The 25,565-nt window shown below is 66.6% G+C and carries 23 protein-coding genes; 14 read left to right on the top strand and 9 right to left on the bottom strand.

Annotated features, from left to right (window positions below; all coding sequences use genetic code 11):
- The first annotated feature begins 70 nt into the window (after positions 1–70).
- The 8 genes from ORI27_RS03370 to ORI27_RS03335 all read left to right on the top strand — a co-directional run bounded on the left by ORI27_RS03370 (position 71) and on the right by ORI27_RS03335 (position 10,798).
- A complete protein-coding gene (locus ORI27_RS03370) occupies positions 71–874 on the top strand; it encodes an NUDIX hydrolase (RefSeq protein ID WP_265995093.1) in 804 nt (267 codons plus the stop codon).
- A complete protein-coding gene (locus ORI27_RS03365; protein WP_407666206.1) occupies positions 871–3,204 on the top strand; it encodes a hypothetical protein in 2,334 nt (777 codons plus the stop codon). Before ORI27_RS03370 ends, ORI27_RS03365 begins: the two co-directional genes overlap by 4 nt.
- Positions 3,201–6,803, top strand: coding sequence for a murein biosynthesis integral membrane protein MurJ (gene murJ / locus ORI27_RS03360; protein ID WP_265995092.1), 3,603 nt, complete (start codon positions 3,201–3,203; stop codon positions 6,801–6,803). Before ORI27_RS03365 ends, murJ begins: the two co-directional genes overlap by 4 nt.
- A 63-nt stretch (positions 6,804–6,866) precedes the next feature.
- Positions 6,867–7,415 (top strand): RNA polymerase sigma factor SigM, encoded by a 549-nt coding sequence (sigM, locus tag ORI27_RS03355; RefSeq protein WP_265995091.1) that lies wholly within the window; start codon positions 6,867–6,869, stop codon positions 7,413–7,415.
- A 67-nt stretch (positions 7,416–7,482) separates the two neighbouring features.
- Complete coding sequence (locus ORI27_RS03350) at positions 7,483–7,995, top strand: hypothetical protein (RefSeq protein ID WP_265995090.1); 513 nt, start codon at positions 7,483–7,485, stop codon at positions 7,993–7,995.
- A gap of 110 nt (positions 7,996–8,105) precedes the next feature.
- Entirely contained in the window at positions 8,106–9,077 is a 972-nt protein-coding gene (trxB, locus tag ORI27_RS03345; protein WP_265995089.1) for a thioredoxin-disulfide reductase, read from the top strand.
- On the top strand, positions 9,074–9,406 hold the full coding sequence (gene trxA, locus ORI27_RS03340) for a thioredoxin (RefSeq protein ID WP_265995088.1): 333 nt from the start codon (positions 9,074–9,076) through the stop codon (positions 9,404–9,406). Before trxB ends, trxA begins: the two co-directional genes overlap by 4 nt.
- Positions 9,407–9,550: 144 nt before the next feature.
- On the top strand, positions 9,551–10,798 hold the full coding sequence (locus tag ORI27_RS03335) for an N-acetylmuramoyl-L-alanine amidase (RefSeq protein ID WP_265995087.1): 1,248 nt from the start codon (positions 9,551–9,553) through the stop codon (positions 10,796–10,798).
- Positions 10,799–10,802: 4 nt separating this feature from the next.
- Here ORI27_RS03335 and ORI27_RS03330 read toward each other — a convergent pair whose 3' ends face one another.
- From ORI27_RS03330 to rpmH, 9 genes are all read right to left on the bottom strand, one after another.
- Positions 10,803–11,534, bottom strand: a complete 732-nt coding sequence (locus ORI27_RS03330) for an acetyltransferase (RefSeq protein ID WP_265995086.1) — start codon at positions 11,532–11,534, stop codon at positions 10,803–10,805.
- Between the two features lie 227 nt (positions 11,535–11,761).
- Positions 11,762–12,730, bottom strand: a complete 969-nt coding sequence (locus ORI27_RS03325) for a ParB/RepB/Spo0J family partition protein (protein ID WP_265995085.1) — start codon at positions 12,728–12,730, stop codon at positions 11,762–11,764.
- Positions 12,730–13,686: a ParA family protein gene (locus ORI27_RS03320; protein WP_265995084.1), complete on the bottom strand. Its 957-nt coding sequence runs from the start codon at positions 13,684–13,686 to the stop codon at positions 12,730–12,732. The genes ORI27_RS03325 and ORI27_RS03320 overlap by 1 nt, the downstream gene beginning before the upstream one ends.
- A complete protein-coding gene (rsmG, locus tag ORI27_RS03315) occupies positions 13,683–14,387 on the bottom strand; it encodes a 16S rRNA (guanine(527)-N(7))-methyltransferase RsmG (protein WP_265995083.1) in 705 nt (234 codons plus the stop codon). Before rsmG ends, ORI27_RS03320 begins: the two co-directional genes overlap by 4 nt.
- A 49-nt stretch (positions 14,388–14,436) precedes the next feature.
- On the bottom strand, positions 14,437–14,964 hold the full coding sequence (locus ORI27_RS03310; protein ID WP_265995082.1) for a Jag family protein: 528 nt from the start codon (positions 14,962–14,964) through the stop codon (positions 14,437–14,439).
- Positions 14,965–14,999: 35 nt separating this feature from the next.
- A complete protein-coding gene (yidC, locus tag ORI27_RS03305) occupies positions 15,000–16,094 on the bottom strand; it encodes a membrane protein insertase YidC (RefSeq protein WP_265995081.1) in 1,095 nt (364 codons plus the stop codon).
- Positions 16,087–16,368, bottom strand: coding sequence for a membrane protein insertion efficiency factor YidD (gene yidD / locus ORI27_RS03300; RefSeq protein ID WP_265995080.1), 282 nt, complete (start codon positions 16,366–16,368; stop codon positions 16,087–16,089). The genes yidC and yidD overlap by 8 nt, the downstream gene beginning before the upstream one ends.
- The gene (gene rnpA, locus ORI27_RS03295) at positions 16,365–16,721 is read right to left on the bottom strand and encodes a ribonuclease P protein component (protein WP_265995079.1); all 357 of its coding nucleotides are present in this window, start codon (positions 16,719–16,721) and stop codon (positions 16,365–16,367) included. Before rnpA ends, yidD begins: the two co-directional genes overlap by 4 nt.
- Before the next feature lie 18 nt (positions 16,722–16,739).
- The gene (rpmH, locus tag ORI27_RS03290) at positions 16,740–16,883 is read right to left on the bottom strand and encodes a 50S ribosomal protein L34 (RefSeq protein ID WP_005142265.1); all 144 of its coding nucleotides are present in this window, start codon (positions 16,881–16,883) and stop codon (positions 16,740–16,742) included.
- Between the two features lie 577 nt (positions 16,884–17,460).
- On the opposite strand from rpmH, the gene dnaA reads away from it, so the two are divergent.
- From dnaA to gyrB, 6 genes are all read left to right on the top strand, one after another.
- Positions 17,461–18,963 (top strand): chromosomal replication initiator protein DnaA, encoded by a 1,503-nt coding sequence (gene dnaA / locus ORI27_RS03285; protein WP_265995249.1) that lies wholly within the window; start codon positions 17,461–17,463, stop codon positions 18,961–18,963.
- A 506-nt stretch (positions 18,964–19,469) separates the two neighbouring features.
- The gene (dnaN, locus tag ORI27_RS03280; protein ID WP_265995078.1) at positions 19,470–20,663 is read left to right on the top strand and encodes a DNA polymerase III subunit beta; all 1,194 of its coding nucleotides are present in this window, start codon (positions 19,470–19,472) and stop codon (positions 20,661–20,663) included.
- Positions 20,663–21,583: a phosphogluconate dehydrogenase (NAD(+)-dependent, decarboxylating) gene (gene gnd / locus ORI27_RS03275; protein WP_265995248.1), complete on the top strand. Its 921-nt coding sequence runs from the start codon at positions 20,663–20,665 to the stop codon at positions 21,581–21,583. Before dnaN ends, gnd begins: the two co-directional genes overlap by 1 nt.
- A 9-nt stretch (positions 21,584–21,592) precedes the next feature.
- Positions 21,593–22,738 carry a DNA replication/repair protein RecF gene (gene recF / locus ORI27_RS03270; protein ID WP_265995077.1) on the top strand — a complete coding sequence of 382 codons (1,146 nt, stop codon included), beginning with the start codon at positions 21,593–21,595 and terminating at the stop codon, positions 22,736–22,738.
- Positions 22,735–23,307 (top strand): DUF721 family protein, encoded by a 573-nt coding sequence (locus ORI27_RS03265; RefSeq protein WP_265995076.1) that lies wholly within the window; start codon positions 22,735–22,737, stop codon positions 23,305–23,307. Before recF ends, ORI27_RS03265 begins: the two co-directional genes overlap by 4 nt.
- 220 nt (positions 23,308–23,527) lie before the next feature.
- Positions 23,528–25,543, top strand: coding sequence for a DNA topoisomerase (ATP-hydrolyzing) subunit B (gene gyrB, locus ORI27_RS03260; protein WP_265995075.1), 2,016 nt, complete (start codon positions 23,528–23,530; stop codon positions 25,541–25,543).
- The last annotated feature ends 22 nt before the right edge of the window (positions 25,544–25,565 follow it).

The following is a 25,565-nucleotide window of genomic DNA, read 5'->3' as shown; positions in this document are numbered from 1 at the left end:
ATGGCTGCGAGGCGGCCGCTACCGGCGAGTGCGGACGGGACGCCATCCCGTGCCAGCTACTATCGCTTGGGTGTCGGACGGCGAACAGGCCAAACCACGACGGCGCCGCGGACGGCGCCGCGGCCGTCGCGCGGCCGGTCCGGCAAACCCCACCTCCGCGGATACCCCAGCCAGCCAGAACACCGACGCGACGGCCGGATCCCCGGTCACCAACGGCGGCAACGGCCAGCCCCGACCGGGCAAACCCAGTCGGCCACGCACACCGCGCCGCGCGCCGGGCCGGCTGCGGACCGTTCACGAGACATCGGCTGGCGGACTGGTCATCGACGGCATCGACGGCCCACCGGAAGCTCAGGTGGCCGCATTGATCGGCCGGGTCGATCGGCGCGGGCGGATGCTGTGGTCGCTACCCAAGGGGCATATCGAACAGGGTGAGACCGCGGAGGAGACCGCCATCCGCGAGGTCGCCGAGGAGACCGGCATCCGCGGTCAGGTCCTGGCCGCGCTCGGCAGCATCGACTACTGGTTCGTCACCGAAGGGCGCCGGGTGCACAAGACCGTGCACCACTACCTCATGCAGTTCTCCGGCGGTGAACTCAGCGACGAAGACCTGGAGGTCACCGAAGTCGCCTGGGTGCCCGTCGGGGAGCTGCCCAAACGGCTGGCCTACGCCGACGAGCGCCGGCTGGCCGAAATCGCCTGGGAACTGATTCAGCTGCTGCAGTCCGACGGCGTCGCCGCGCTGCCCCCACTGCCGCGCACCACGCCGCGCCGGCGCCCCCAAACGCATTCGCACACCCGCAACCGTCGCTCCGACGACGCCGGGCCGCGTCAATCCGGCCCGCGGACGAACGGCTGCGGACCGGGAACGTGACCATGCCGAGGCGGGTCAGCAATCTGCCCCGGATCGTCGTGATCCTCGGTTTGCTTGCCTTGCTCGCGATGCCAACAACCGCGCCGGCCGCCGCCGGAGAACCCGGGTCGACGCCGTTCCTGCACGTGCGCATCGACAGCGTCAGCCCGGATCTGGTCACCACCACCAGCGAGCCGATGGTCACCGTCACCGGCACCGTCACCAACGTCGGCGACCGACCGGTGCGCGACGTTGTCGCCCGCCTCGAACACGCCCCCGCGGTGACGTCCTCGGCGGGTCTTCGCACCAACCTCGACGGCGCCAATGACCAATTCGAGCCAGTCGGCGAGTTCACCACCGTCGCCGCCGAGATGCAACGCGGCCAGGCGGTCGGATTCACGTTCAGCTACCCGATCCGGTCGAGCCTGGTTTCATCGCTGGGCATCGACCGGCCCGGGGTGTACCCGCTGCTGGTGAACATCAACGGCACCCCGGATTACGGTGCCGCCGCCCGCCTCGACGACGCCCGATTCCTGCTGCCGGTCCTGGGCGTGCCGCCCGACGCCACCGACGGTTCGCCGGACCCACTGACCGACGTCGTGCCTCCCGACACCACCAAACCGGTCGCGGTGACGATGCTGTGGCCATTGGCGGACAAGCCGCGACTGGCGCCCGGGGTGCCGGGCGGAACCACTCCGGTACGGCTGATGAACGACGACCTGGCGGTATCGCTGGCCCCCGGTGGGCGCCTGGACACTCTGCTGTCGGCGGTCGAGTTCGCCACCAGCCCGCCGGTGGATCCCGGCGGGGATACCGCGCGCGCGCTGTGCCTGGCCATCGACCCCGACCTCCTGGTCACCGTCAACGCCATGACCGCCGGCTACGTCGTCGCCGACGCACCCGACGGACTAGGCACCGCCGCACACCCGGGCACCGGGCAGGCCGCGGCCGTCGCCTGGCTGGACAAGCTGCGCGCCCTCGCCAAACGAATGTGTGTCACACCCACCCCGTACGCGCAGGCCTCCCTGGGCGCTCTGCAACGCGTCGGAGATGCCGGGCTCAAAGCCGCGGCGACCAGCGCCACCGGCGACATCATCGATCAGATCCTGGGCATCACCTCCCTGCGCGGCGCCACGATCCTGGGTGACGGACCGCTGACCCCGCGCGGGCTCGACCTGCTGAACGCCCAGGGTTCGACGGTCGCGATCGCCGCCGCGGACTGTGCCGCGCAGGACTCCTCGACCGGGGAGCCGATGATCGCCGACGTGACACCCCGGCGGTTGTCACCGCAGGTGGTGATGGCGCCCTTCGATCCGGCGGTCGGCGCCGCGCTGGCCGGCGTCGGGACGGACCCCGACCTGCCGACCTATCTGGACTCGTCGCTGAACGTTCCGGTCAACCACGACTCCACCGTCGCCCGCCGACAGAACGCGATCGCGGCGATGTCGTGGCGGGCGCTGCAGCTCGGGGCCGAACCGCGCGATCAGATCCTGCTGCCGCCGTTGAAGTGGAGCCCACAACCCAGCGACGCACAGGCGATACTCACCGCACTGGCCACCACCATCCGCTCGGGTCTGGCCGTCGCCCGCCCGTTGGACACGGTCATCACCGAATCGGCGGCGGTGGCCGCCGCCGACCCCAATGCCGAACTGCCGGGTGTGACCAGGGGCCGGTTCGACGACGATGTCGTCGCCACGATCGCCCATCAGGTCGGCCGGCTGTGGGGGCTGACGGCCGCGCTGACCACCGATCCTCGGACCGGGTTGACCGGCCCCCAGTACACCGCGCCGCTGCGTGAGGACATGCTGCGCGCGCTGAGCCAGACCGAACCACCCGATGAGCGCAACCAGTTGGCCCGCAGCCGGTTGGCGGTGGTCGGCACCACGATCGCCGACCTGTTCGGGGCGGTCACGATCGTCAATCCCGGTGGCTCATACACGCTGGCCACCGAGCACAGCCCGCTACCGCTGGCGCTGCGCAACGACCTCTCGGTCCCGATCCGGGTGCGGTTGCAGGTCGACGCCCCGCCGGGCATGAGCGTCACCGACCTCGGCGAGCAGGAGGTTCCGCCGGGCTACCTGCCGCTGCGGATCCCGATCGAGGTGCATTTCACCCAACGGGTCGCCGTCGACGTCACGCTGCGCACCCCCGACGGGCTGCAACTGGGCGAGCCGGTGCGACTGTCGGTGCACTCCAACGCCTACGGCAAGGTGCTGTTTGCGATCACCCTGGTCGGCGGCACGGTGCTGGCGCTGCTCGTCGGCCGCCGGCTCTATCACCGCTTCCGCGGCCAGCCGGACCCCGCCGACCTTGACCGACCACGGCGGGCGAGCACCGAAGGCCGTCGATGAAGCCGCCGGCCGGGCGCTCGGCCGGCGATGTGCGGCCCGGTACCCGCGCTGGCGCGGTTCGCACCGAGCTCTCCGACGCCGCGGTGGTGTCGCGCTCCTGGGGGATGGCCCTGGCCACCCTGGTCAGCCGCGTCACCGGGTTCATCCGCATCGTGCTGCTGGCGGCGATCCTCGGTGCGGCCCTGTCCAGTGCCTTCACCGTCGCCAATCAGCTGCCGAACCTGATCGCCGCGCTGGTCCTGGAGGCCACCTTCACCGCGATCTTCGTTCCGGTGCTGGCCCGGGCCGAACGCGACGACCCCGACGGCGGAGAGGCCTTCGTTCGGCGGCTGGTCACCCTGGCCACCACACTGCTGATGGTGGCCACGGTGCTGTCGGTGGCGGCGGCCCCGCTGCTGGTCAGACTGATGCTCGGCCGTGACCCGCAAGTCAACCAGCCGCTCACCACCGCGTTCGCGTATCTTCTTCTGCCGCAGGTGATCTTCTACGGGCTGTCCTCGGTGTTCATGGCGATCCTCAACAACCGCAATGTGTTCGGGCCACCCGCTTGGGCGCCGGTTGTCAACAACGTCGTGGCGATCGCCACCTTGGGCCTGTATCTCATTGTGCCGGGCCCGCTGTCGGTCGATCCGGTGCACATGGGCAACGCCAAGCTGTTGGTGCTCGGTGTCGGAACCACGCTCGGTGTGGTCGCTCAGACCGTGGTTCTGCTGCTGGCGATCCGGGTGGAACGGATCAGTCTGCGCCCGCTCTGGGGAATCGACGATCGGCTCAAGAGATTCGGCACCATGGCCGGGGCCATGGTGCTCTACGTGCTGATCAGTCAGGTCGGCCTGGTGGTCGGCAATCAGATCGCCAGCACGGCGGCGGCCTCCGGACCGGCGATCTACAACTACACCTGGCTGGTGCTGATGCTGCCGTTCGGCATCATCGGCGTGACGGTACTGACGGTGGTGATGCCGCGGCTGAGCCGCAACGCCGCCGCCGACAACACCCCGGCCGTGCTGGCCGATCTGTCACTGGCCACCCGGCTGACGATGGTGACGTTGATCCCGATCGTGGCGTTGATGACCGTCGGCGGTCCGGCGATGGGCAGCGCTCTGTTCGCCTACGGCAGGTTCGGCGAGGTCGACGCGAACTATCTGGGCATGGCGATCAGCCTGTCGGCGTTCACCCTGATCCCGTACGCGCTGGTGCTGCTGCAGCTGCGGGTCTTCTACGCCCGCGAACAACCGTGGACCCCGATCCTGATCATCGTCGCGATCATCACCGTCAAGATCGCGGCATCACTGCTGGCGCCTCACCTGACCGGGGACCCCGAACTCGTCGCCGGGTATCTCGGCCTGGCCAACGGCATCGGATTCCTGGCCGGGGCCGTGCTCGGCTACGTGCTGTTGAACAGGGCGCTGAAACCGCCGCACGGCAAGCTGTTGGACCTCGAAGTGCTCCGATCGATCCTGGTCACCACGGCCGCGTCGCTGCTGGCCGGCCTGATCGCCCATGTGGTCGACCGGCTGCTCGGATTGCAGACCCTCACCGACCGTGCCGGCGGCGTGGGCTCGCTGCTGCGGCTGCTGGTGCTGAGCCTGATCATGCTGCCGATCCTCGCCGCGGTGATGCTGGCCGCACGTGTTCCGGACGCCGTCGCCGCCTGGGGCGCGGTCAAGGGCCGGATCCTGCGGACCCCGCCGGGGCCCCCTTCCGGGCTTCCCGCGCTCGACCGGGCGCAGGTCCCAACCCCGGTCACGTACCCTGAGCACAGCAATTCGCCCAGAGCCGGGCGGCGACCACAGCGGTATGCGCCACCGACGGACGGGTCCGCAGTGACGACGGGGAAAGGACCGGAGGTGAACGACCAACCCTCGGGCATGCCTCCCTCCGATTCGACCGGCGACGCCACAACGAAGATCCCGCGCCAGGCCGCCGACGACTTCCAGCCCGACGTGCCCGGCGAAGTCCGGGTCGACACGGTGTCGCCTCAGACGGATAGCAGCGAAGCGCCCCGGGCTGAGGAAGCGAGCCCCGCGGCACCACCCACCCCCGACTTCGCCGGCGATCCGTCCCGCGAGCCACTGGCGTTCGATCCGCCCCGCGAACCGGCGATGGAACCCGCCGCTGAGACCGGCGATGACGACACCCCCCTGATGCCGGGGGCCAGCATCGCCGGCGGCCGATACCGGCTTCTGGTCTTCCACGGCGGCCCACCCGGACTGCAGTTCTGGCAGGCGCTCGACACGGCCCTGGACCGCCAGGTAGCGCTGACCTTCGTCGACCCCGACGGGACCATGCCGGACGGATATGTGCAGGAAATCCTCTCTCGCACACTCAAACTCAGCCGCGTCGAGCGGACCGGGATCGCCCGGGTGCTCGATGTGACCAACACCGGGGCCGGGGGGCTGGTCGTCTCGGAGTGGATCCGCGGCGGGTCCTTGAAGGAAGTGGCCGACACCTCCCCCTCCCCCATCGGCGGTGCACGCGCCGTCCAGTCGCTGGCCGCGGCGGCCGAGGCCGCCCACACCGCGGGCGTCGCTTTGTCGATCGATCATCCCAGTCGGGTGCGGGTCAGCATCGAAGGCGATGTCGCCCTGGCGTTTCCGGCGACCATGCCCGGCGCCACCCCGGAGGACGACATCCGCGGCATCGGTGCCGCGCTGTATGCCCTGCTGGTCGATCGTTGGCCGCTGCCGGAGAAGGGCGCCCCGAGTGGTATGCAGCCGGCAGAGACCGACCCGGCCGGCGAGCCGCTCGAACCACGGGCGGTCGACAGGGCTATCCCCTTCCAGATTTCGGCCGCAGCAGCGCGCTCAGTGCAAGCCGGTGGTGGCATCCGTTCGGCCCCAACACTTTTGAATCTGCTTCAGCAGGCGACTGCGGTCGCCGACCGCACCGATCTGATCGAGCCGGTCGAGCCGACGGGGTCGGCCTCGCCACGACCGGCTGCCGAGGCCGACCCCGAGGCGCAGGCCCGGCGGCGGCGCAATCTGCTCATCGGGGTCGGGGTCGGCGCGGCGATTCTGGTGGTCGCCCTGATCGTGTTGGCCTCCGTGCTGTCCAGCATCTTCGGTGATGTCGGCGGCGGCCTCAAAGGCGACCAGCTGGGCCTGAACCCATCGACGTCGCAGAGCGAGGGCGAGAGCGCTCCGAGCGGCAGCACCGTCACACCTGTGAAGGCGACCGTCTTTTCGCCGGAGGGCGGTGCCGACAACCCGGACAAGGCCGACCTGGCACTGACCGGCGGCCCGGGTAACGGCTGGGCGACCGACACCTACACCGATCCGGATCCGTTCCCCAACTTCAAGAACGGCGTCGGCCTGCTGTTGCAGTTGCCGCAGCCGACCACCGTCGGCAGTGTGTCGCTGACGGTGCCCAGCACCGGCACCCAGGTCCAGATCCGGTCGGCCTCGAGCGCCGACCCGGCCAGCCTCGAGGACACCACCGCGCTGACCCAGCCCACCACGTTGCAGCCGGGCGCCAACACGATTCAGGTCGACGCGAAGTCGCCGACGACGTACCTGGTGGTGTGGATCTCGACGATGGGCACCACCGATGGCAAGAACAAGACTGAGATCTCCGGTCTGACCGTCAAGGCCGCGTCCTGATTTCCTAACAGGCCCCTGCTCGGGTGAAGTGCCCGCCGACCCCCGGGAAAATACTGTCCGGGCGTGCTCAGCTTCGTCGGACCGGACACCGCTCGCAGTGACGCCGAGTTGCTGGCCGCCCACGTGGCCGGTGACCGTCACGCATTCGCCGAGCTCTTCGCGCGGCACCACCGCCGCCTGCACGGGCTGGCCCGCCGCCGGACACGATGCGCCGAGGACGCCGCCGATGCCCTGCAGGACGCCATGTTGGCCGCGCACCGCGGGGCCGCCGCTTTCCGGCATGATGCGGCCGTCGGCAGTTGGCTGCACCGCATCGTGCTCAACGCCTGCCTGGACCGGCTGCGCCGCGCCGCGGCACAGCCCACGATCGCATTGACCGATGAAGGCTCCGTGGCCGATCGCACCGCCGAGGTGGACACCGCGCTGGAGGTGCGCCGCGCCCTGATGCGCCTGCCCGCCGACCAGCGGGCGGCGGTGCTGGCGGTCGATATGCACGGGTATTCGGTGGCCGACGCTGCCGCACTGCTGGGCGTCGCCGAGGGCACGGTGAAGAGTCGCCGGGCCCGGGCTCGGGTCCGGCTGTCCGGGCTGCTGCGGGCCGACGCTCCCTAACATCTCCCGGGTCGCTGCGCTCCTGCCCTCCGCCGCCGACGCCCGGCTGACCCGGCACACTGGTCGGGTGGAGCCTGAGACCGGCGAGACCGCGCCGCACACCGTCACGCCGGCACCCACCCGCGGCGCCACACACTCCCGGCACCCGGCCATCCGAACCGGGCGGCTCGTCGCCGCGGGTCTCGGCGTGGTCGCCGTCCTCACCGCCGTCGGCGTCGGAACCGCGGCGCTGCTGCGCTCCACCGGCCCGACGTCCAGCACCCTGACCAGCGCCAGCCTGATCACCGTCACCCCCAAGATGCCGATCACCGGTCGCGAGTTGAACGCGCTCGTCGCCCGCAGCCCCGACTTCGGCCCGCTGACCGATCCCAGGCGGCGGGCCGCGTGCCTGAGCGCACTGGGCTACCCCGGCTCGACGCAGGTGCTGGGCGCACGGACACTGCAGGTCGGCGGCGAACCCGCCATTGTGTTGGTGTTGCCCGGGGACCAACCGGACGTGCTCGTCGGGGTGACCGTCGCGGCCACGTGCAGCGCCGCAGACACCGGGCTGATCGCCGACACGACCGTCCGGCGCCCATAGTTCACGGCGGGGAACACTGCGGCCTACCCTGTTGTTTGACCAGGTGCCCTCCAGGCACCTCGACGCGCAGGCCCTCCGTCTGCAGCCCGGGACCGGGCAGAAAGGCTGGTATGAGCGCCAACCACGTTCATGACGTCATCGTCATCGGATCAGGCCCCGCCGGCTACACCGCGGCGATCTACACCGCCCGCGCGCAGCTGCAGCCCCTGGTCTTCGAAGGCACCTCCTTCGGCGGCGCACTGATGACCACCACCGAGGTGGAGAACTTCCCCGGGTTCCGCTCGGGCATCACCGGTCCGGAGTTGATGGATGAGATGCGCGAGCAGGCCCTGCGCTTCGGCGCCGACCTGCGGATGGAAGACGTCGAGTCGGTCGAACTCGAAGGCCCCGTCAAGAAGGTGGTGACCGCCGACGGCGAGACCCACCTGGCACGTTCGGTGATCCTCGCGATGGGTGCCGCCGCCCGATACCTGGGTGTGCCCGGCGAGCAGGAGCTGCTCGGTCGCGGCGTCAGTGCCTGCGCGACGTGTGACGGATTCTTCTTCAAGGACCAGGACATCGCCGTCATCGGCGGCGGAGACTCCGCGATGGAAGAGGCGACGTTCCTCACCCGGTTCGCCCGCAGCGTCACACTGGTGCACCGCCGCGACGAGTTCCGCGCGTCGCGGATCATGCTCGAACGCGCCCGCGAGAACGACAAGATCACCTTCCTGACCAACACCGCGGTCGATGCGGTCGAGGGGGATACAACCGTTAGCGGCCTGCGCGTGCACAACGTGATCACCGGCGAGGAATCCACCCTGGCCGTGACGGGCGTCTTTGTGGCGATCGGTCACGATCCCCGCTCCGAACTGGTGCGCGACGCGGTGGACCTCGACCCGGAGGGCTACGTGCTGGTTCGGGATCGCACCACCGCCACGTCTCTGGATGGTGTGTTCGCCGCCGGCGACCTCGTCGATCACACTTACCGGCAGGCCATCACCGCCGCCGGGATGGGTTGTTCGGCCGCCATCGACGCCGAGCGCTGGCTCGCCGACGCCGACGACCCCACAACCACCGAGATGATTGGAGCACACCAATGAGCGACGGCGGCGCGACCGTAACGGTCTCCGACGACTCCTTCCGCGAAGATGTTCTGTCCAGCAATACCCCTGTCCTCGTTGACTTTTGGGCAACCTGGTGCGGCCCGTGCCGAATGGTCGCCCCGGTACTGGAGGAGATCGCGACCGAGAAGGCCGGCTCGCTGACGGTGGCCAAGCTCGATGTCGACGCCAACCCGGCGACCGCCCGTGACTTCCAGGTGGTTTCGATTCCGACGATGATCCTGTTCAAGGATGGTGAACCGGTAAAGCGAATCGTTGGTGCAAAGGGCAAGGCCGCCCTTCTGCGCGAGATCGCCGACGTCGTCTAAACCGGACCGAGACGATTCCGTTACAGCGGGCTTCGCCTGCCGTTTTCCGGAATGCGGCAGGCTTCTGAGAGAATGCCTCCTAGCCTGTGTGCAATCGTCAGCGATGAAGATGGCCCGCTGACAACGGTGATCGAAGGGCCCTGTATGTCGAGTCTTCGCCACGGCGCCGGGGGGGATGCCTCCTGGCACCGGAGCGGCCGAGATGATGTCTTGCGCCGCGGTGACCGCAGCAGCGCCGTCGTCGAGATACGCGCGGCCTTGGCTGCGCTCGGCCTGGTGGACAATCCCGACGAGGATCTCACCACCGGAAGGCGCGTGGCGGCCGACGTGTTCGACGCCGACCTCGACCACGCGGTGCGCGCCTTTCAGCAACGCCGCGGACTGCTGGTCGACGGAATCGTCGGCGAGGCCACCTACCGGGCTCTCAAGGAAGCCTCCTATCGGCTCGGGGCACGCACCCTGGTTCACCAATTCGGCGCCCCGATGTACGGTGACGACGTCGCCACGCTGCAGTCCAAGTTGCAGGAACTCGGCTTCTACACCGCTTTGGTGGACGGCTATTTCGGTTTACAGACCCACAATGCGCTGATGTCCTACCAGCGCGAATACGGCATGGCCGCCGACGGTATCTGCGGTCCGGAGACTCTGCGCTCACTGTACTTCCTCGGTTCGCGGGTCACCGGCGGCTCGCTACACGCGATCCGGGAAGAGGAACTGGTCCGGCGCTCGGGGCCCCGGCTGTCCGGTAAGCGGATCATCATCGACCCGGGCCGAGGCGGCAACGACCGTGGCCTGATCAGCCACGGCCCCGACGGACCGATCAGCGAAGCGGATCTCTTGTGGGACTTGGCAAGTCGGTTGGAAGGCCGGATGACCGCGATCGGCATGGAGACTTTCCTGTCCCGGCCGGCCGGTCGCAGTCCGATAGATGCCGAACGGGCTGCCACCGCCAATACCGTCGGCGCCGATCTGATGATCAGCCTGCGCTGTGAGACCCAGCCCACCCCCTCGGCCAATGGCGTCGCGTCGTTCTACTTCGGCAGTTCGCATGGCTCGGTGTCGACGATCGGCCGCAACCTGGCCGATTTCATTCAGCGGGAGGTCGTGGCACGCACCGGGTTACGCGATTGTCGGACCCACGGGCGCACCTGGGATCTGCTACGCCTCACCCGGATGCCCACCGTCCAGGTCGACATCGGCTACATCACCAACCCGCGGGACCGCTCGATGCTGGTGACCAATCAGGCCCGTGACTCCATCGCCGAGGGCATCCTGGCGGCCGTCAAGCGGCTCTATCTGCTGGGTAAGAACGACCGTCCCACAGGCACTTTCACGTTCGCCGAACTTCTCGCCCACGAGTTGTCAGTCGAACAGGCTCGACCGGCTCTCTAGGCCGTCAACCCCGAATCTGGGCGCCGGCACCGACCGGCTGCTCCAGTTGCGCACTCTTCAGCAGCCGCTCCAGCGCCTCCTCGACTTCGGCCTTCCAGCCCAACCCCTTGTCCAGCTCCAGTCGCAGCCGCGGGAAATAACGATGCGGCGCAACGACCGTGAATCCTGCGTCAAGCAAGAAGTCGGCACCGATCATGCACTGGTCGAAGGAACAGTCCCCCAGCGCCTCGATCGCGGGGCGCAGCCCGGGATCGATGGCGTCCGCGTCGAGGAGTTCGGTGGCGTCCGCGGTTCGGCCGAACGCCTCCAGCGCCCGCACGCCGCGCCGGACGAGCTCGCTGACCACATGGCTGATCAACGAGTGCATCAGCCCGTCGGTCTGCCCGGGTTCGATACCCATCGACGTCAGCAGCACCGCGTCCGCGCTGACCGGTCCGGTCGGGAAGCGGTGCGCGCGCGGAACCGCGCGCGGCGGCGCGTAGAGGACATAGCCGAGGCACGGCTCCTCGCCGCCCGACTCCGATCCCTCGACCGGAGCTCTGGTGGCCACCTGACCGCACGATCCCCACTCCAGCATGACCATCGACAGCCACGCTTCCTTCTCGAACTCGGGGTCGGGAAGGTACTCGCCGCCGCCGAGCGTGGCCGGGTCGAGTTCCCAGAACACGCACCGGCGGGCATGCTTCGGTAACTGCTCGAACGCTTCGAGCCGCAGCGGCATGATGCGAACGGACACTAGCCTCCCCGGCTTTCACGCGGTGCAAATGTGCACGACAGCCCCTCCAGGATAGGAGAGCCGACGCCGAACATGCCAGTAGTCGTCGGGCAACCGGTACGACAGCTGATCGGCGGTGAAATGCATTGGTGCGCTGGATGATTCCTCGCCCAGCGGGCTCGGCAGCGAACGATCGCCGGGGCTGGCGTCACAGTGACGGAACGGGCCGGTATCGTGGCACCTGCTTTTCAGCCCGCCGACCGGTTCATCATGTCCACAATCCGTTGCAGGTCGTCGACGGAGCCGAATTCGACCACGATCTTGCCCTTGCGCTTGCCCAGGCTCACCGTCACCCGGGTGTCAAAGGTGCTCGAGAGTCGCTCGGCGACATCTTGCAGCCCGGGCATCTGGATCGGCTTGCGGCGAGGAGCACCGGGTGCCTTCGTGTCCGATCGATTCGCAAGGGTGACCGCCTCTTCGGTGGCTCGCACCGACAGTCCCTCCGCGACGATCCGCGCCGCCAGTTCTTCCTGAGCCTCCGGACCGCCTTCCAGTGAGAGTAGGGCCCGCGCGTGACCGGCCGAGAGGACACCGGCAGCCACCCGCCGCTGAACGGCGATCGGCAACCGCAGCAACCGAATCATGTTGGTGATCACCGGACGCGACCGGCCGATGCGAGCCGCCAGTTCGTCGTGGGTGACCTCGAACTCGTCGAGCAACTGTTGGTAGGCCGCCGCCTCTTCCAACGGGTTGAGCTGAACGCGGTGGATGTTCTCCAGGAGTGCGTCGCGCAACAGATTGTCCTCGGCGGTCTCCCGCACGATGGCCGGGATGGTGGCCAGCCCAGCCTCCTGTGCGGCGCGCCAGCGCCGCTCCCCCATCACCAGTTGGTAGCGACTCGGCGCTCCCGATACGGGAACCTCCCGCACCACGATCGGCTGCATGAGACCGAACTCGCGGATGGAGTGCACCAGCTCGGCGAGCGCTTCTTCGTCGAAGACCTGGCGCGGCTGGCGCGGATTGGGCTCGATGGCCGCCGGGTCGATCTCCCGGTACACCGCACCGACGCTGTCGACGTCGAGCGGAGCGGTTCCGCCGATCACCACATCGGCGGCAGCATCGCCCAGGCGCGGCCCGCCGTCCGCCGGCCCGGTCGGGATCAATGATGCGAGCCCGCGACCGAGGCCGCCCTTGCGCTTCGACGACGGTTGGGTCATTACTGTGCCTCCACTGATGCCGGGTTGGCCCGTTGCGCGAGTTCTCGACTGGCGTCGAGATAACTCATCGCACCACGTGAACCGGGATCGTAATCGATGATCGTCATGCTGTAGCCGGGTGCCTCCGACACCTTCACGCTGCGCGGAATCACGGTTCCCAACACCTTGTCGCCGAAGTAGCGCCGGACCTCCGCCGCCACCTGGTCGGCCAGTTTGGTCCTGCCGTCGTACATCGTGAGGACGACGGTCGAGACGGAGAGCCGCGGATTGAGGTGCGCCCGGACCATCTCGATATTGTTCATCAGCTGCGAGACACCCTCCAGCGCGTAGTACTCGCACTGGATCGGGATCAGCACCTCGGGGGCCGCGACGAGCGCGTTGATCGTGAGCAGTCCGAGCGACGGCGGGCAGTCGATGAAGACGTAATCGAAGTCGGAATCGTCGAGCGCGGCCAGGGCGGTGCGCAATCGATTCTCTCGGGCGACCATGCTGACGAGTTCGATCTCGGCGCCGGCCAGGTCGATCGTCGCCGGTACACAGAACAGCAGCTCGCTGTGCGGGCTCTGGCGGATCGCCGCCTGCAACGGAATCTCCCCCAGCAGGACTTCGTACGACGACGGAGTCCCGGAATGCCGGTCGGCGATGCCCAGTGCGGTGCTGGCGTTGCCCTGCGGATCGAGATCGATCACGAGGGTCTTCAATCCCTGTACGGCGAGGGCGGCCGCGAGGTTGACCGCTGTCGTCGTCTTCCCGACGCCACCTTTCTGATTGGCGACGGTTAAGACCCGGCGGTGGCGGGGTCGGGGCAGCTGCCCGGCGACCGTATGCAAAACCTGCATGGCGCGCTCGGCCGCGGCTCCGATTGGGGTCTCGTAGTCGCTGGGCGCGTTCCATGTTTCACGTGAAACATGGGCGTCGGCCGTCCCCGACGAATCGGGGCTGGGTGGGACAGTCATGATCCTCTTCTCTCCGAGGTTCGCGTGGGCCGATTCCCGCCCGCCGCTCGCTCCCCCCGAACCGCGGACACCACGGTCACGGGAGGATCCGAATAGCTCTCGCCACATCTCACCACCTTCACATCGGTTGCGCCTAACGACGTCATCCCGCGCCGACCCTCGACGATTTCTTCCTCAGCGCGTTCGCCCTTCATCGCCAACATCCGCCCGCCCGGACGTAATAGCGGCAGGCTCCACCGCGTGAGTTTGTCGAGAGATGCCACCGCACGCGACACCACCACGTCGGCTCCCCCAGCTCGGGTCCGGACGCCTGGTTCCTCGGCCCGGCCACGGATGATCTCCACCGGCAACTCCAAGGCGGCAACCGCTTCCTCGAGAAAATCCGTTCTTCGCAACATCGGTTCGATGAGCGCGACGTGGACGTCAGGGCGGGCGATGGCCAGCGGGAGGCCGGGCAGCCCGGCTCCACTGCCGATATCCACGACGCGTGCCCCGGGCTCGACGAGCTCTCCAACGGCGGCACTGTTGAGAATATGGCGCTCCCACAGCCGCTCGACTTCTCGAGGGCCGATGAGCCCGCGCTCAACTCCGGGCCCGGCCAGCAGATCGGCATATCGGTGTGCCACATCCAGTCGGCCGCCGAAGACGGCCGCGGCGGCCGTCGGAGGTAGGGGCGCAACGCCATGTTTCACGTGAAACATCCTCCGGCCATCGTGGCGCCCCGGCACCGAGAACTACACCGATGTAACTTCAGCCCTTCAGCACCACAACGCGGCGCGAAGGCTCCACGCCCTCACTCTCGCTGTGGACACCGTCGACACCCGCAACGGCGTCGTGAACGATCTTGCGCTCAAACGGCGTCATCGGTGCCAACTCTTCACGTTCGCCAGTCTCCAACACCCGGTGAGCCACCTTGTCGCCCAAGGCGCTGAGCTCCTCCCGGCGACGGCGGCGCCAGTTCGCGATGTCGAGCATGAGCCGGCTGCGCTCCCCCGTCTTCTGGTGCACAGCTAACCGGGTCAACTCCTGAAGCGCATCGAGGACCTCGCCCTTCCGGCCGACCAGCTTCGACAAGTCCTCGCCACCGTCGATACTCACGATCGCGCGGCTGCCCTCCACGTCGAGGTCGATATCGCCGTCGAAGTCCAGCAAGTCCAGCAACTCCTCGAGGTAGTCGCCCGCGATCTCACCCTCGGCGACAAGACGCTCTTCCAGGTCGTCGCCCTTCTCCGCTGCAACGTCGGTATCAGTCACGTCCGTGACGTCGGCATCCGTCATGTGTCTCTCCCTCTTCTCACCGGAGCGATCCCCGGTCAACGCTTACGTTTCTTGGGCCGTGCCCCAGGGCGCGGCGTGCGGTTGGTCGCCCCATCGTCGGCAGCCCCCTCCGTCCCGGATTCGGCATCTGCGTCCGTGCCGGTGTCGGCGTCATCCGCGGCGGCAGAGCTATCGACGGACTCGGTGCCTGAACCGTTGGTGGCTACCGGCGCACCCTTCTTCGGCTTGGTCGGTTTGGCGCCCGGCGCCGGCGCGTTCGCCGCGCGGCGAGCCAGCGCCTCCTCCTTCTTCGCCTCTTCTTCCTTCTCGATCTTGCTGAACACGTAGTGCTGCTGCCCGAATGTCCAGATGTTGTTGGCCAGCCAGTACATGATGATGGCCAACGGCAAGAACGGCCCACCGACCACCACGCCGAGCGGGAAGACGTACAGCGCGAGTTTGTTCATCATCGCGGTCTGTGGGTTGGCCGCCGCCTCCGGACTCTGGCGCGCGACCGAGGCCCGGCTGTTGAAGTAGGTTGCGATGCCCGCCAGGATCATGATCGGAACCCCGACCGCGATGACGGAGGCTCGGTTGAATTCGGTGAAGGCATCGAGCCCGTGCTGCTGGATCATGGTCGCGCCCAACGGTGCCCCGAACAGATGCGCATCGAGAAAGTTCGCCACGTCCGTGGGACTGAAGAAGTAGTTGCCGGTCGCCCGGTTCTCTTCAACGGTGAGCTGGATCTGACCGAACCCGCCCTGCGTCCGGTTGAACGACCGCAGTACGTGAAACAGCCCGAGGAACACCGGGATCTGGGCCAGCATCGGCAGACAGCCGAGGATCGGGTTGAACCCGTGTTCGCGCTGCAGCTTCTGCATCTCCAGCGCCATGCGCTGGCGGTCCTTGCCGTATTTCTTCTGCAGCGCCTTGATCTGCGGCTGCAGCTCCTGCATCTGCCGCGTGGTACGGATCTGCCGGACGAACGGCTTGTACAGCAGCGCACGCAGGCTGAACACCAGGAACATCACCGACAGTGCCCACGCGAAGAAGTTGGTCGGGCCCAGGATGGCCGCGAACAGCTTGTACCAGAGCCACATGATGCCCGACACCGGGTAATAGATGATGTCCAGGCTGAACCAATCAAACATGCGTGCTCCTGCCGTCTTTGTCGAGACTGGACCCGGGCGCCTGCGGGCACCGCTCGGGTATTGGATCCCATCCTCCCCGATGCCAGGGCCCGCACTTTCCCAGCCGGATCAGGGCCAACCAACTCCCCCGGATCAAGCCGTATTCGGTCAGCGCCTCCACGGCGTACTGACTACAGGTCGGGGTGAATCGGCACGTTGGCAGCCGCAGCGGCGAGATGGTGTGCCGGTAAAGCTCGATGAGGAAGATCACGCCTCGCACCGGAAGACGAGTCACCGTGTCTTCTCCATCAACTCATGGGTGCGGCGAACCCCGTTTCGCAGCTGCTGTTCCAACCGAGCCGACATCGCATGGCGGCTCGTGGGCAACGCCCGGATCACCACGCACTCATCGGCGGTGAGATCCGGCAGAACCCCCCGGGCAGCGTGTCGCAACCGTCGGGACACCTGGTGGCGTTGTACCGCATTGCCAACGGATTTGGCGACGATCAGACCGACTCGCGGCCCGGCTTCAGTGCCCGCGTCACGTCGTGCGTGCACGACGATATCCGGCTGCGCCGCTCGCACCCCGTGCTTGATGGTGGCGCCGAACTCCGCAGACCGTGTCATCCGGAACTGAGCCGGCAGCACGCCGCGTGATCTCGTGGATCAGGCAGTCAGCGAACGACGACCCTTGCGGCGCCGGCCCGTCACGATCGCCCGCCCCGCGCGGGTGCGCATACGCAGACGGAAGCCATGAACCCGCGCCCGGCGCCGGTTGTTCGGCTGGAAGGTCCGCTTGCCCTTGGCCACGGCTGTCTCTCCTCGTCGTATTGCAGTCGCTGTCCGATATACACGCGTGTACGTGTTCCCGGACGAACGCGACTGCCGTTGGTAAGCTCTGGTCTCGCTCGTAACCGGCGCGGTCCCGAAACCCGGTCGCAGCCGTATCGCCGACGTTCGGGCGACTGTTCGAGGGTACTGACGTCACTTCGCCTGGTCAAACCGCCTTGTCGTGCCCTCCATCACCGCACACATCGACAATCGTCACATCCGTCACCGGTGCCCGGTCCACCGTTATGCCAACGTGATCCGAATGTTGCAGAACGGTTGGCACCCGCCCCGAAAACTGTTAGCTTCTGCCAGAGCCGCTTCAGCACGACGCGGCAGCCCATCACGAAGCGGGGACACAGGCCGGCGATAGTCCAGAAGTCACCGAATTGCTCGGATTAACTGCCGACCCGCGACCCTGCGCCGATATGCTGCGAGACGAGGACGACTGTCCTGTCCACACCTGTGGATAACTATGTGGACAGATCTGTCGTCGTCTCGTCTGCTTTTGCCTATGACCGCGGAATTTGCTCGACTTTCGGACCAGGGGGATCTGTCGTTGACCGAAGATCCCGGTTCAGCGTTCGCCACGGTGTGGAGTTCGGTTGTCGCCGAGCTCAACGGCGACGGAACTGCGGACTCACGTCTCAGTAATGGCACCGGCGGCCATGTACCGCTGACTCCACAACAACGCGCCTGGCTCAAACTCGTCCAGCCGCTCACCATCGCCGAGGGCTTCGCCCTCCTCTCGGTACCGAGCAGCTTCGTGCAAAACGAGATCGAACGTCACCTACGGACACAGATCGTCGACGCCCTCAGCCGTCGGCTGGGCCAACGAGTCGAACTCGGCGTGCGGATCGCCCCACCGAGTCTCGACGATGACAACGACACCGCCGCGCCGGATCTCCCCACCACCGATCTGGAACTCGATGAGGTCGACGAGGACCGCGAAGCATTGGCCAGCGCGCACGAGACATGGCCCAGCTATTTCATCGAACGCCCCCGCAGCAATGCCTCCACTGAGACGCCGGGTACGAGCCTCAACCGACGCTACACATTCGACACCTTCGTCATCGGCGCATCCAACCGCTTCGCGCACGCGGCCGCCCTGGCGATCGCCGAGGCTCCGGCCCGCGCCTACAACCCGTTGTTCATCTGGGGCGAGTCCGGGCTCGGTAAGACTCATCTGCTGCACGCGGCCGGCAATTACGCCCAGCGACTGTTTCCCGGGATGCGGGTCAAGTACGTCTCCACCGAAGAGTTCACCAACGACTTCATCAACTCCCTGCGTGACGACCGCAAGGTCGCGTTCAAACGCAGCTACCGCGATATCGACGTATTGCTGGTCGACGACATCCAGTTCATCGAGGGCAAAGAGGGTATCCAGGAAGAGTTCTTCCATACCTTCAACACTCTGCACAACGCCAACAAGCAGATCGTCATCTCCTCCGATCGGCCGCCCAAACAGCTGGCGACCCTCGAGGACCGGCTGCGGACCAGGTTCGAGTGGGGACTGATCACCGACGTCCAGCCACCCGAACTCGAAACCCGTATCGCCATCCTTCGTAAGAAGGCTCAGATGGAACGGCTCGACGTTCCCGACGACGTCCTCGAACTCATCGCCAGCAGCATCGAGCGCAACATCCGTGAACTCGAGGGCGCCCTCATTCGGGTCACGGCTTTCGCCTCGCTCAACAAGACCCAGATCGACAGGTCGCTTGCCGAGATCGTGTTACGTGATCTCATCGCCGACGCCGGCACCATGCAGATCAGTACCGCGGCCATCATGGCCGCTACGGCCGAGTACTTCGATACCACCGTCGAGGAACTGCGCGGCCCGGGCAAGACCCGGGCGCTGGCCCAGTCCCGACAGATCGCCATGTATCTGTGCCGTGAACTGACCGACCTCTCCCTGCCGAAGATCGGCCAGGCGTTCGGTCGAGACCACACCACGGTGATGTACGCCGAGAAGAAGATTCGCGGCGAAATGGCCCATCGGCGTGAGGTGTTCGATCACGTCAAGGAACTCACCACGCGGATCCGCCAGCGCTCCAAGCGCTGAGATTCCACTATTTCGCATCATCCGGGCCAAAAACTTTGGCCACTGTCGTACCAGTGGTCACGCCACGCGCCTGTGCACACAGGTGTGGACAACACCGGTCATCGCGATCGAATCACCGGGATCACGATGAACAACTCGCGGCTGTGCACATCCACCCCGTTGTTGACCGACTGTCATACACAGTTAGTGCACATGCCCACACCGCACCCAAGCAGGCCGTCATGCCGTCGGTCCACAGCTTGCACAGGCCCTATTACTGTTGCCGTTATCTCTCTTCCAATCTCCTCTTTGAAGACAGCCTTGGGGAACAGCCCGTTCACAGGTCGTGCGGCACGGTCCGAGAGTGCTCGTGTCACCCCCATCGATTAGCTTTCAAGATGGCGTCCGACGCTCTACGGTTGTTGTTCTGACTGCCGTTCTGCGGCTGTCGCTCACAGATCACGCTCGCCAGTGCTCCGGCATGAGGTGACCGCTGGTCGGAGTTATTTGGGTGATGAAGGGACAGTGTGCACGTGGCAACTACGACGGTTGGCTCCGACTTGAAGTTCCGTCTGGTGCGAGAGGACTTCGCCGATGCGGTCGCCTGGGTTGCCCGTAATCTTCCGACCCGCCCGACGGTGCCGGTGCTGGCAGGGGTGCTGCTCACCGGTAGTGACGACGGTCTGACGATCTCCGGGTTCGACTACGAGGTCTCCGCCGAAGTCCGGGTTCCCGCTGAAATCGCCTCGGCTGGAAGCGTTTTGGTTTCCGGAAGGCTGTTGTCCGATATCACCAGAGCGCTGCCGGCCAAGCCGGTCGATGTCAGCGTCGATGGCACCAGGGTGGCTTTGACGTGCGGGAGTGCGCGGTTCTCACTGCCCACGATGGCAGTGGAGGACTATCCGGCGCTGCCGGCGTTGCCCGACGAAACGGGTGTGATCTCCGCCGATCTGTTCGCCGAGGCGATCGGCCAGGTGGCCGTGGCGGCCGGCCGAGATGACACCCTGCCGATGCTGACCGGCATCCGAGTGGAGATTTCCGGGGAGACAGTGGTTTTGGCCGCCACCGATCGGTTCCGGCTGGCGGTGCGTGAACTGACGTGGGCGACGTCCTCGCCGAGCCTGGAAGCTGCCGTCCTGGTTCCGGCGAAAACCCTCGCCGAGGCGGCAAAGGCGGGAACATCCGGCACCGAAGTGCACCTGGCGCTCGGTGCGGGCTCGTCGGTGGGTAAGGACGGGCTGCTGGGGATCCGCAGCGGCGGCAAACGCAGCACCACCCGGCTTCTCGACGCCGAGTTCCCGAAGTTCCGTCAACTGCTGCCCGCCGAGCACACCGCGGTGGCGACGATCGGGGTGACGGAGCTGACCGATGCGATCAAGCGGGTGGCGCTGGTCGCTGACCGCGGGGCGCAGGTGCGGATGGAGTTCGGCGATGGAGTGCTGCACCTGTCCGCCGGCGCCGATGACGTGGGCCGCGCTGAGGAGGATCTGCCCGTAGAGTTCGCCGGGGAGCCCCTGACGATTGCCTTCAATCCGACCTACCTGACCGATGGCCTGGGTTCGTTGCATTCCGATCGGGTGACGTTTGGTTTCACGACTCCGAGCCGACCCGCGGTGCTGCGGCCGGCGAACGGTGATGAACAGGCCGAAGGCACCGGGCCGTTCCCTGCCGTTCAGACCGACTACGTATACCTGTTGATGCCGGTGCGGCTACCAGGCTGATCCGGACCCCGACAGAGAGGGCGCACATGCAGTTGGGTTTGGTTGGTCTTGGCAAAATGGGCTTCAACATGCGTGAGCGATTGCGCGAGGGCGGCCACGAAGTCATCGGGTACGACCCGAGACCCGAGGTGACCGATGTGCCCAACCTGGCCGGCCTGGCCGAGGCGCTCAGTGCCCCTCGTGTGGTGTGGGTGATGGTGCCCTCCGGGTCTATCACCGATAGCACCATCAGTGAGCTCGCCGAGGTTCTCAGCCCCGGTGATCTGGTGATCGATGGCGGTAACTCCAGGTACACCGAGGATGGTCCGCACGCGGAACTTCTTGGTGACAAAGGGATTTCATTCGTCGATGCCGGAGTTTCCGGTGGTATCTGGGGATTGACCGAGGGTTACGGTCTGATGGTCGGCGGCAGCGACGAGGATGTGTCGCGGGTGATGCCCATCTTCGACACCCTTCGCCCGCCTGGGGATCAGGCCGACGGTTTCGTCCACGCCGGTCCGGTCGGCGCGGGTCACTACGCCAAGATGGTGCACAACGGTATCGAGTACGGGCTGATGATGGCTTATGCCGAGGGTTACGAGTTGTTGGCCGCCGAACCGTTGATCAAGGACACCCAGGCGGTGATCCAGGCCTGGACCAACGGCACGGTAGTGCGGTCGTGGTTGCAGCAGCTGTTGGCCAAGGCACTGAAGGAAGACCCCGCATTCGATGCGATCTCTGGCTATACCGAGGACTCCGGTGAGGGTCGCTGGACGGTCGAAGAAGCGATCCATCATCGGGTGCCGATGCCGGTGATCGCGGCGTCGTTGTTCGCGCGATTCGCTTCGCGGCAAGAAGATTCGCCGACGATGAAGGCAGTGTCGGCATTGCGCAACCAGTTTGGCGGACACGCGGTCAAGCGGGTCTCGGAGTCGGGATAGCCGGACCCGATGTATGTCCGGCACCTGGCGCTCCGCGATTTTCGGTCGTGGCAACACGTCGATCTCGAGTTGGCGCCGGGCCGGACGGTGTTCGTCGGCCCCAATGGCTTCGGTAAAACCAATCTTGTTGAGGCACTGTGGTACTGCGCGACCTTGGGATCGCATCGCGTCGCCACCGACGCTCCGTTGATCCGGGCCGGCGCCGAGCGCGCCGTGGTGTCGACAATTGTCGTCAACGAAGGCCGGGAACTGGCGGTTGATCTGGAAATCGCGGCGGGCCGGGCCAACAAGGCCCGGCTGAACCGCTCTCCGGTCCGTAGCACGCGCGAGCTGCTCGGCGCGGTCCGCGCGGTGTTGTTCGCCCCGGAGGATCTCGCGCTGGTGCGTGGTGATCCAGGAGAACGCCGCCGCTATCTCGACGAACTCGCGTCGGTGCGCCGGCCGCGGGTGGCCGCGATTCGCACCGACTACGACAAGGTGCTCAAACAACGCACCGCCTTGTTGAAATCAGCTGCGGGAGGACGGTTTCGGGGCGATTCCGGGGTGTTGGAAACCCTCGATGTGTGGGACGGCCACCTTGCCGCTCACGGTGCGGAATTGATGGCCGCCCGCATCGAGTTGACGAACCTGTTGGCACCGGAGGTGGAGAAGGCCTACCAGCTGCTGGCGCCCGCGTCACGACCCGCTGCGATCAGCTACCGCAGCAGCGTCGAAGTCGACGGCAATGCTCCTGACGTCGACTATCTGGAAGCTACGCTTCTCGCCGGACTCGCCCGCCGGCGTGACGCCGAACTGGAACGCGGGATGTGCCTGGTCGGTCCGCACCGCGACGACCTCGAGCTGAGACTGGGTGATCAGCCGGCGAAGGGATTCGCCAGTCATGGCGAATCCTGGTCGATGGCACTGGCATTACGCTTGGCCTCCTATGAACTGCTGCGCACCGAAGGCAGTGAGCCGGTGCTGATCCTCGACGATGTGTTCGCCGAGTTGGACAACGCCCGCCGCCGGGCGCTGGCTGGTGTCGCCGCTGACGCGGAGCAGGTACTCGTCACCGCCGCGGTCGGTGAGGACATCCCCACCGACTGGGATGCCACCCGCATCGGCATCACGTTGCGCGACGACGACGGCGGACGAATGTCGGAGGTGACGTCGTGACCGGACCCGACGATGAGGCACAGGACACGACCGGCCCACCCGAACACCTCGCCGGTCTGGCCGGGATGGATCTGGTACGCCGCACCTTGGAGGAAGCTCGCGGCGCGGCGCGCAGTCAGGGTAAGGAAGTCGGCCGCGGCGGCCGCTCCCCCGGTGCTCGCCGGGGCGCCGACCGCGGTAATCGCCGCACCTGGTCGGGACCGGGGCCCGATCGTCGTGATCCCCAACCGCTCGGCACCGCGGCCAACGAGCTGGCCAAGTCCCGCGGCTGGACGACCCGGGTGGCCGAGGGTGCGGTGTTCGCACAGTGGTCCGAGGTCGTCGGCGAGCAGATCGCCGAGCACGCTCAGCCCGCGGCCTTGCAAGACGGCGTACTCAGTGTGACGGCGGAGTCGACCGCCTGGGCAACCCAGTTGCGGATGGTCCAGGCACAACTGCTGGCGAAGATCGCCGCAGCGGTCGGCGACGGTGTGGTGACCAGGCTGAAGATCACCGGGCCGGTCGCTCCGTCGTGGCGGAAGGGCCCGCTGCACATCTCGGGGCGTGGTCCGCGCGACACCTACGGGTGACCCCACTACCACAGTCGGCTGACAGCCACGACACGCTCATCGACAACTCTGTCAAGCGTCGAGACTCATGCCGATCCGAAAAATTCCGTGCACGGCGCAACTAGGTGTGCAGAAACGCCGCCGCAGAATCAGTCCGAAGGGGACTTACCGGTAGACTGGTTCAGACCCGCGCGCGGTCGCGAATCGCGCGCTTGCGAACCCCAAGGAGAGCGTTCCGCTAGTGGCTGCCAAAGAACAGTACGGTGCCGACTCGATCAAAGTCCTCGAAGGCCTGGAGGCGGTCCGCAAACGGCCGGGTATGTATATCGGCTCAACCGGTGAACGAGGGCTGCACCATCTCATCTGGGAAGTTGTCGATAATGCCGTCGACGAGGCGATGGCGGGGTTCGCCACCAAGGTGTCGGTGCGCATCCTCGAAGACGGCGGAGTCGAGGTAACCGATAACGGCCGCGGCATCCCGGTAGCCATGCACGCAACCGGCATCCCGACCGTCGATGTGGTCATGACGGTCTTGCACGCCGGCGGCAAGTTCGAAGAAGGCGCCTACAGTGTGTCCGGCGGTCTACACGGCGTGGGCGTGTCGGTGGTTAACGCGCTGTCGAGTCGTCTCGAGGCCGACATCCGCACCGACGGTTTCGAGTGGTTCCAGACCTATGACAATTCGGTGCCCGGCACGCTGCGCAAGGGTGATCAGACCAAGCAGACCGGTACAACCATCCGGTTCTGGGCCGATCCGACCATTTTCGAGACGACCAACTACGACTTCGAGACGGTCGCCCGGCGGCTGCAGGAGATGGCCTTCCTCAACAAGGGCCTGACGATCGACCTCACCGACGAACGCGTCACCGCCGAACAGGTCGTCGACGAGGTCGTCAGCGACACCGCCGAAGCGCCGAAGTCCGCCGAGGAGAAGGCCGCCGAAGCCGCCGCGGGCCAGCACAAGGTCAAGCACCGGGTGTTCCAATACCCAGGTGGCCTGGTGGATTTCGTCAAGCACATGAACCGGACCAAGAACCCGATCCAGCCCAGCGTCATCGACTTCGACGGTAAGGGTGAGGGCCACGAGGTCGAGATCGCGATGCAGTGGAACGCCGGCTACTCGGAGTCGGTGCACACCTTCGCGAACACGATCAACACCCACGAGGGCGGCACCCATGAAGAGGGGTTCCGCGCCGCGCTGACCACGGTGGTCAACAAGTACGCCAAGGACAAGAAACTGCTCAAGGACAAGGATCCGAACCTCACCGGGGACGACATCCGCGAGGGCCTGGCGGCGGTCATCTCCGTGAAGGTGTCCCAGCCCCAGTTCGAGGGCCAGACCAAGACCAAGCTCGGCAACACCGAGGTGAAATCGTTCGTACAGAGGATCTGTAACGAGCAACTCACGCACTGGTTCGAGGCCAATCCCACCGAGGCCAAGACCGTCGTCAACAAGGCAGTGTCGTCGGCTCAGGCGCGCATCGCGGCTCGAAAGGCTCGAGAACTGGTGCGGCGCAAGAGCGCCACCGACATCGGCGGTCTGCCCGGTAAGCTCGCCGATTGCCGCTCCACCGACCCCAAGCTGTCGGAACTGTATGTGGTGGAGGGTGATTCGGCCGGTGGTTCGGCAAAGAGCGGCCGGGACTCGATGTTCCAGGCGATTCTGCCGCTGCGCGGCAAGATCATCAATGTCGAGAAGGCTCGCATCGACCGCGTGCTGAAGAACACCGAGGTCCAGGCGATCATCACCGCACTGGGCACCGGCATCCACGACGAGTTCGACCTGGCCAAGCTGCGCTATCACAAGATCGTGCTGATGGCCGACGCCGACGTTGACGGACAACATATTTCGACGCTGTTGCTCACCCTGTTGTTCCGGTTCATGAAGCCGCTGGTCGAGAACGGCCACATCTTCCTGGCGCAGCCCCCGCTGTACAAGCTGAAGTGGCAGCGCTCCGAGCCGGAGTTCGCCTACTCCGACCGGGAGCGCGACGGCCTGCTCGAGGCCGGCAAAGCCGCCGGCAAGCGGATCAACGTCGACGACGGCATCCAGCGCTACAAGGGCCTGGGCGAGATGGACGCCAAGGAGCTGTGGGAGACCACGATGGACCCGTCGGTCCGGGTGCTGCGTCAGGTCACACTGGACGACGCCGCCGCGGCCGACGAGCTGTTCTCCATCCTGATGGGCGAAGACGTCGAAGCCCGGCGCAGTTTCATCACGCGTAACGCCAAAGACGTTCGTTTCTTGGATGTTTAGCGACGTACCCCCCCGTCCTAGG

It is taken from the genome of Mycobacterium pinniadriaticum (assembly GCF_026242045.1).
In the GTDB taxonomy this organism is placed as follows: Bacteria; Actinomycetota; Actinomycetes; order Mycobacteriales; family Mycobacteriaceae; genus Mycobacterium; species Mycobacterium pinniadriaticum.
The sequence above is the reverse complement of the archived record's forward strand: the minus strand, read 5'-3'. Positions and strand labels throughout refer to the sequence as shown.

Excerpts from the sequence above, each read along its gene's own strand:
- ORI27_RS03310 (WP_265995082.1), bottom strand. The coding sequence starts at position 14,964 with ATGACGGATGCCGACGTCACGGACGTGACTGATACCGACGTTGCAGCG.
- recF (WP_265995077.1), top strand. The coding sequence starts at position 21,593 with ATGTATGTCCGGCACCTGGCGCTCCGCGATTTTCGGTCGTGGCAACAC.
- trxB (WP_265995089.1), top strand. The coding sequence starts at position 8,106 with ATGAGCGCCAACCACGTTCATGACGTCATCGTCATCGGATCAGGCCCC.
- murJ (WP_265995092.1), top strand. The coding sequence starts at position 3,201 with ATGAAGCCGCCGGCCGGGCGCTCGGCCGGCGATGTGCGGCCCGGTACC.
- ORI27_RS03335 (WP_265995087.1), top strand. The coding sequence starts at position 9,551 with ATGTCGAGTCTTCGCCACGGCGCCGGGGGGGATGCCTCCTGGCACCGG.
- ORI27_RS03320 (WP_265995084.1), bottom strand. The coding sequence starts at position 13,686 with ATGACTGTCCCACCCAGCCCCGATTCGTCGGGGACGGCCGACGCCCAT.
- ORI27_RS03325 (WP_265995085.1), bottom strand. The coding sequence starts at position 12,730 with ATGACCCAACCGTCGTCGAAGCGCAAGGGCGGCCTCGGTCGCGGGCTC.
- trxA (WP_265995088.1), top strand. The coding sequence starts at position 9,074 with ATGAGCGACGGCGGCGCGACCGTAACGGTCTCCGACGACTCCTTCCGC.
- yidC (WP_265995081.1), bottom strand. The coding sequence starts at position 16,094 with ATGTTTGATTGGTTCAGCCTGGACATCATCTATTACCCGGTGTCGGGC.
- rsmG (WP_265995083.1), bottom strand. The coding sequence starts at position 14,387 with ATGTTTCACGTGAAACATGGCGTTGCGCCCCTACCTCCGACGGCCGCC.